Below are 6322 nucleotides of genomic sequence, written 5' to 3'. Positions count from 1 at the left end.
CAATCTGCTCGACCAGTGCCAGTTTAAAAGTCAGCGAGTAATCGCGCTGTGTCCGTTTCACACCTTGTCCCATCGGGTTCTCCATTTATTGGGGGGAAAGGTGTAAACCATATTCAGGACGGGACACACTAAGTTGAGAAGCCCAGTCTAACGACTGGGCTTTTTCTCGTGTATTTTTTGCCAACTTGCATCACAGCCAAGCTCCAACACAACAAGACTTTCCCGCTTGGGAGGGCCTTTTGTATTTCGGCTCAGGGGCTCACTTGCTTGTAGTACCTGCCGAGCAGTGGGCTCTATGCAGGCTGATTTGAAGAGGTTTGCGGCATACAATGCACTTTGGTTTCAAATGGGAGGTGGCCTCTATGTTTTGCCCGCGCTGTGGTATCGAATCGCTGCAAAAACGCAGCGAGAAAGAGTTTGCCTGTGGTTGTGGTTTCCACTATTTCCAGAATGTGGCGTCGGCCGTGATGGTGGCGCTTTGCTGGCAGGATGAAGTACTGGTTGCGGTGCGAGGGCGGGAGCCTGGCAAAGGACTGCTCGATCTGCCCGGTGGTTTCGTCGATCCCGGTGAGTCGCTGGAGGCCGCATTGGTTAGGGAGCTGAAAGAAGAGCTGGGACTGGATCTGGGGAGAGAGGCGCCTCGCTATGTCGGCTCCTTTGCCAACGTCTACCCCTATGACGATGTTGTCTATCACACCTGCGATACCGTCTTCATGCTGGAGTTGGCTCACAAGCCCGCCGTTACTGCGGCCGATGATGTGGCCGCTTGTGAATGGCGAAAGTTGCGTGAGATCTACCCCACCGAGTTTGCCTTTTGCTCCACCGCTGCTGCCATCACCCAACTGCAAAGCTTGCAGGGGTAAGCGGCTGATCCACTGTCCCAGGATCCGCGGACTACGGCCGCGAGAATGCTGAGGATGAATGGCTAGCCCGGCAGAGAGAGGGTGACTATCAAACCGCCGTTATCGCCATTTCTGGCCTCGACCCGGCCGCCCTGGGCCTGAATGGCTTTACGGGTGATGGCGAGTCCCAGCCCATAGCCCTTGCCTGCAGAAGGGGACCCGATCCGCACGAAGGGATCGAACATGCTGGAGAGCTTGGTCTCGTCCACCCCCATGCCCTGATCCGCTACCTCGATGGAGAACTCTCCCCCTTGCCTGTGCAGGGTCAGGGTGATGGAGTGACCCGGGTGAGAGAAGCGCAGGGCATTGCGCACCACATTGTCGAGCGCGCGGCGGATAAGCTCAGCCTGACCGCAGATGGTGTGGTCCACCGCCTCATCCACCAGTTGCCTAATCTCGACACCCATGTGCTGCGCCTCGTAGCGGGCATCGCTCACCACTGCCTCAACCAGGGCTTGCAGATCGTAATACTCCTCACAGTCCCGTTCGCCGTGGCTGGCGCGGGTGAGGGTGAGCAGTTCGCCGATCATCTTGTCCATGCGATGGGTTTCGAGCTGGATCCGCGCCAGGGATCCCTCGATCCTGGCCGGATCCTGCTGGGCCAGACCGATAGCCAGTTGCAGGCGTGCGAGGGGAGATCGCAACTCGTGGGAGACGTCGTGCAGCAGCTGTTCACGGCTCTCGACCAGCAGTTGCAACCGCTCGGCCATGGCATCGAAGTCACGGGCCGCCTCGCTGATCTCGTCGTGGCGTCGTCGCATCAGAGGATAGAGACACACGCCCAGATCACCCTGGGCGAGACGCTCGAATCCCTGCCGAAACTGGTTCATGGGGCGAGTCAGATGCCAGGCGAGCAGGGCGCTGAAGAAGAGACCGCCGAGGCCGCCTATCCACCACATGGGGGGCGGCATATTGAGCCAGTCGTTACGTCGCGGCGGCGGTGCCAGTTGTTGCTGCAGGCCGGACGTGTCGTAACCAAGCCAGTAACGCTGGCCATCGGCTCCTTTGACAGTGCGGGTAAGCAGATCGGGGAAAGGGGATTGGGCGGCGTCACTCTGCTGGATATGCAGAAGCGGGCGTTCCTCGACGTGCCAGCTGGTCGTCAGGGTGTTCAGGGTGGCGGGCCCCTTTTCTTGCAACAGGGTCGCCGCCGAGTTCAGTTGCCGCCCGGCCAGCTGCCGCGCCATTCTCTCCTCTGGCGGCCCTTCGTGGCTGTAGAGGCTGAAAGCGACCCACAGCAGCTGGCTCATCATTATGATGGTGAACCAGAAGCCGAACAGTATCTTCCAGAACAGGTGGCCCTTGAGGATCATGTCAGCCGGTATCCTATGCTGCGCACCGTCTCTATGCCGATGGCCTCACCCGCCAGCGCCTGCAGCTTCTGGCGGATATTGCAGATGTGCACGTCGACGCTGCGATCATAGGGCTCGCGCGGGCGGCCCAGCCCGTGCAGGGAGAGTTCATCCTTGCTGACTACCCGCTCCGGCGCCCGCAGCAGCAGTTCCAGCAGATTGAATTCCGTGGCGGTCAGCTCCAGTGGCTCGCCTTGCCAGTGACACTGGCGAGTGGCGGGGGAGAGGGTCAGTTCCGCCAGACGCAAACCGTCACCCTTGCCAGCTGGCGCCGGTGCAGGTTCGACTCGTCGCAGCACGGCCCTCAGCCTGGCGACCAGCTCTCTGGGGTAACAAGGCTTGGGCACATAGTCGTCGGCCCCCATCTCCAGTCCGATCACCCTGTCGATGTTGTCCCCCTTGGCGGTGAGCATGATGACGGGGATCTTGTTGTCGTGGCGGATCTGGCGCAGCACCTCGCTGCCGTTGATATCGGGCAGCATGATATCGAGCACCACGGCCACATAGTTGCCGGAAAGAGCGTGTTGCACACCGCTCTTGCCGGTCAGCACATGGGTGGTGACAAAGCCTTCGCCGCCCAGGTATTCACTCAGCATGGTGCCAAGCTCCAGGTCATCGTCCACCAACAGGATCTTCATTGCTCTTCTCCCTCTCGAGTCGGCGCCATTTTCCCGTGTCTGCATGCGGCTGGCAGCTGCTTTTACGCAATCCTTACACTGCCCTGCAGGAGGCTTAACCGGGCATTGGGGTACATTGCGCTGGCTTGTTTCATCAAAGGATATCCCCGATGACCCGTACCCGTCTGTTCGTTGTCCGTCTGCTGCTGCCAGCCCTCTTGCTGATTGCGGTGGGCTGGTTTTTCAGCGCGACCGGTGCGGCGCCGGTGGCCTCCTATATCACAGCCACCGCCGAGCGGCGCGATCTGGAGCAGAGCGTGCTGGCTGACGGTACCCTGCAGGCCCAGAAGCTGGTGAGTGTGGGGGCGCAGGTCTCCGGCCAGATCAAGGTCTTGCACGTTGCGCTCGGGGATCAGGTGAAGCAGGGCGATCTGCTGGTCGAGATCGACGATCTCACCCAGCAGAACGCCCTCAAGGATGCCGAGGCCGCCCTCGACAATGTGCAGGCCCAGCTGGCCTCGCGTCGGGCGACCCTGCGCAACAATGGGCTGGTGTTCGATCGTCAGCGCAAGGTGCTGGCTCGGGGGCTCGGTAGCCAGGCCGACTATGACAGCGCAGAGGCGACCCTGATCGCCACTCGCGCCGATATCCGGGCGCTGACTGCGCAGGCGGTGCAGGCCCGCATCGCCGTGGATACCGCCAGAGTCAATCTGGGCTATACCCGCATCGTCGCCCCCATGGCGGGCACCATAGTGGCCATTCCGGTGGAGCAGGGACAGACGGTCAATGCGGTGCAGAGTACCCCGACCATCGTCAAGGTGGCGCGGCTCGACACCATGACGGTGGAGGCCCAGATCTCGGAGGCGGACGTGATCAGGGTGAGCACGGGCCTGCCCATCTACTTCACCATACTGGGGGCGCCCGAGCATCGTTATAAGGCCAGGTTGCGCGCCATCGAGCCAGCGCCGGACTCCATCAATGATGACACCAGCAGTTCGACCACCACAGCCGTCTATTACAACGGCCTGTTCGAGGTGAGCAATCCGGAAGGTGCCCTGCGCATCGGCATGACGGCTCAGGTACACCTGGTGCTGGCGACCGAGCGCAATGCGCTGGTGATCCCGGCCATCACCCTGAGCGGTGACAGGGTGCAGGTGGTGGATGGTGCGGGCAAGCTGCAGTGGCGGCAGGTGAAAGTGGGCCTCAACAACAAGGTGGATGCCCAGATCCTGAGCGGCCTCGAGGCGGGGGAATCCGTGGTGGTGAGCCAGTTGACGGCCCAGAACCAGCAGAGCGGGCGCATGGGCCCGCCCATGGGGATGTGATCATGACCCAGCCACTGCTGCAACTGAGCGGGATCCAGCGTCACTTCGGCGAGGGGGATCAGCGGGTACAGGTGCTCAAGGGGATTGACCTGACCATAGAGAAGGGGGAGATGGTGGCCATCGTCGGTGCCTCCGGCTCCGGCAAATCGACCCTGCTCAACATTCTGGGTTGCCTCGACCAGCCGAGCGACGGTCATTACCGGGTTGCCGGTCAGGAGACGAGCAAGCTGGCCGCGGATCAACTGGCGGCGCTGCGCCGCGAGCATTTCGGTTTCATCTTCCAGCGCTACCACCTGCTGGGGGATCTCAGTGCCCGCGACAATGTGGCGTTGCCAGCCATTTATGCCGGTCTGGCTGCCGGTGAGCGACAGGCCAGGGCAGAGACGCTGTTGCGCAGGTTGGGGCTGGGTACGCGGCTCGACTACAAGCCAAGCCAGCTCTCCGGTGGCCAGCAGCAGCGGGTCAGCATAGCCCGTGCCCTCATCAACGGTGGTCAGGTGATACTGGCGGATGAACCGACTGGCGCGCTCGACAGCCACAGTGGCACAGAGGTGCTTGGCATACTGCATGCCTTGCATGAGCAGGGTCACACCCTGGTGATAGTGACCCATGACATGAGCATTGCTGAGCAGGCCGAGCGCATCATAGAGCTCAAGGACGGGGAGGTGGTGGCCGATCGCCGCCGCGTGCCGGCATCTGACCCCCAACCTTTCCAGGATAAACCCCGGCCTGGCCGCTCTGCATGGGGTGGCGGGCTGGACAGGTTTGCCTCTGCCTTCAGGATGGCGCTGCGGGCCATGCAGGCCCAGCGGATGCGCACCTTCCTCACCATGCTCGGCATCATCATAGGTATCGCCTCCGTGGTTTCCGTGGTGGCGCTGGGGCGCGGCTCCCAGCAACAGGTGCTGGCCAACATCAATGCCATGGGCACCAGCACACTGGAGATCTTTCCCGGCAGCGGCTTCGGGGATAAGCGGGCCGAGGCGATACAGACCTTGCGGAGCGAGGATGCCGATGCCCTGGCCGGGCTCGATTATGTTCACAGCGTGACCCCCAGTCTGGCGACCAGCACCACGCTGCGCCGGGGCAGTCAGACGGTCTCCGGCACGGTAAACGGGGTGGGGGATCAGTTCTTTCAGGTGCGCGGCTATCGGGTGTTGCAGGGCATGTTGTTCGATGCCGGCAGCGTGGCCAGTCTGGCGCAGGAGGTGGTGATAGACGCGAACAGCCGGGATCGACTGTTCGATGCGGGGGAATCACCACTCGGGCAGGTGATCCTGCTGGGCAAGCTGCCGTGCCGGGTGATCGGTGTGGTGGCCCGCAATCAGAGCGGCTTTGGCAGCGACGAGAACCTCAATGTCTGGATCCCCCACACCACGGCCATGAAGCGGATGCTGGGTCAGAGCTATCTGCGCAGCATCAGCGTGCGGGTTCAGGATGAGGTTTCCCTGGCCGCCGCCGAGGATGGTCTCAGCCGGCTGCTTCGCCAGCGCCATGGCAGCCAGGATTTCTTCGTGCTCAACACGGACAGCATCCGTCAGGCCATCACCAGCACCACTGCCACCATGACGCTGCTGGTTGCCATGATAGCGCTCATCTCCCTGGTGGTGGGCGGCATAGGGGTGATGAACATCATGCTGGTGTCGGTGACGGAGCGTACTCGCGAGATAGGTGTGCGGATGGCGGTAGGCGCCAGGGCCAGCGACATCATGCAGCAGTTTCTGATCGAGGCTGTGCTGGTCTGTCTGCTGGGGGGCGCCGCCGGAGTGCTGCTCTCCCTGCTGGTCGGCGTCTTGTTCGAGCACTTCAGCAGCCAGTTTGCCATGCGTTACTCCGCAAGCGCCGTGCTGGCTGCCTTCTTCTGCTCGAGCCTGATCGGCGTGCTGTTCGGTTTTTTCCCGGCTCGTCGGGCGGCGAGGATGGATCCCATCCATGCACTTGAGCGGGAGTAACCAGACTTTCGGCGCCTTTGTGCGCCAACTCATTCGCATCCGGGGGCGGGAGCTCATCCCTCTTCAACCCCCGGGTGCGGATTGGCCGGACGGCATGGACTGCCAGTCTGGCAAGCCTGAACTGTGTCATTGACGTGACACGCCCTGCTCTGCGCAGGTTTTTCAACCGGGCCC

The 6322-nt window shown here is 62.1% G+C and carries 5 protein-coding genes; 3 read left to right on the top strand and 2 right to left on the bottom strand.

Annotated elements, in window-relative coordinates; all coding sequences use genetic code 11:
* The first annotated feature begins 362 nt into the window (after window positions 1–362).
* A complete protein-coding gene (locus GWQ27_RS09850) occupies window positions 363–863 on the top strand; it encodes an NUDIX domain-containing protein (RefSeq protein WP_234576067.1) in 501 nt (166 codons plus the stop codon).
* Window positions 864–925: 62 nt separating this feature from the next.
* On the opposite strand, the gene GWQ27_RS09845 is transcribed toward GWQ27_RS09850, so the two are convergent.
* Together GWQ27_RS09845 and GWQ27_RS09840 are read right to left on the bottom strand one after the other, a co-directional pair.
* A complete protein-coding gene (locus GWQ27_RS09845; protein ID WP_275907248.1) occupies window positions 926–2215 on the bottom strand; it encodes an ATP-binding protein in 1290 nt (429 codons plus the stop codon).
* Complete coding sequence (locus GWQ27_RS09840; RefSeq protein ID WP_234576069.1) at window positions 2212–2892, bottom strand: response regulator transcription factor; 681 nt, start codon at window positions 2890–2892, stop codon at window positions 2212–2214. Before GWQ27_RS09840 ends, GWQ27_RS09845 begins: the two co-directional genes overlap by 4 nt.
* Before the next feature lie 149 nt (window positions 2893–3041).
* Here GWQ27_RS09840 and GWQ27_RS09835 point away from each other — a divergent pair, with 149 nt between their 5' ends.
* Window positions 3042–4196 carry an efflux RND transporter periplasmic adaptor subunit gene (locus tag GWQ27_RS09835; protein WP_275907247.1) on the top strand — a complete coding sequence of 385 codons (1155 nt, stop codon included), beginning with the start codon at window positions 3042–3044 and terminating at the stop codon, window positions 4194–4196.
* Window positions 4197–4198: 2 nt separating this feature from the next.
* Entirely contained in the window at window positions 4199–6148 is a 1950-nt protein-coding gene (locus GWQ27_RS09830; RefSeq protein ID WP_345893540.1) for a MacB family efflux pump subunit, read from the top strand.
* The last annotated feature ends 174 nt before the right edge of the window (window positions 6149–6322 follow it).

This window comes from Aeromonas sp. 5HA1, assembly GCF_029237245.1.
Taxonomy (GTDB): domain Bacteria; phylum Pseudomonadota; class Gammaproteobacteria; order Enterobacterales; family Aeromonadaceae; genus Aeromonas; species Aeromonas salmonicida.
This window is presented reverse-complemented; position numbering and strand designations above follow the sequence as displayed.

Excerpts from the sequence above, each read along its gene's own strand:
- GWQ27_RS09840 (WP_234576069.1), bottom strand. The coding sequence starts at position 2,892 with ATGAAGATCCTGTTGGTGGACGATGACCTGGAGCTTGGCACCATGCTG.
- GWQ27_RS09845 (WP_275907248.1), bottom strand. The coding sequence starts at position 2,215 with ATGATCCTCAAGGGCCACCTGTTCTGGAAGATACTGTTCGGCTTCTGG.
- GWQ27_RS09850 (WP_234576067.1), top strand. The coding sequence starts at position 363 with ATGTTTTGCCCGCGCTGTGGTATCGAATCGCTGCAAAAACGCAGCGAG.
- GWQ27_RS09835 (WP_275907247.1), top strand. The coding sequence starts at position 3,042 with ATGACCCGTACCCGTCTGTTCGTTGTCCGTCTGCTGCTGCCAGCCCTC.
- GWQ27_RS09830 (WP_345893540.1), top strand. The coding sequence starts at position 4,199 with ATGACCCAGCCACTGCTGCAACTGAGCGGGATCCAGCGTCACTTCGGC.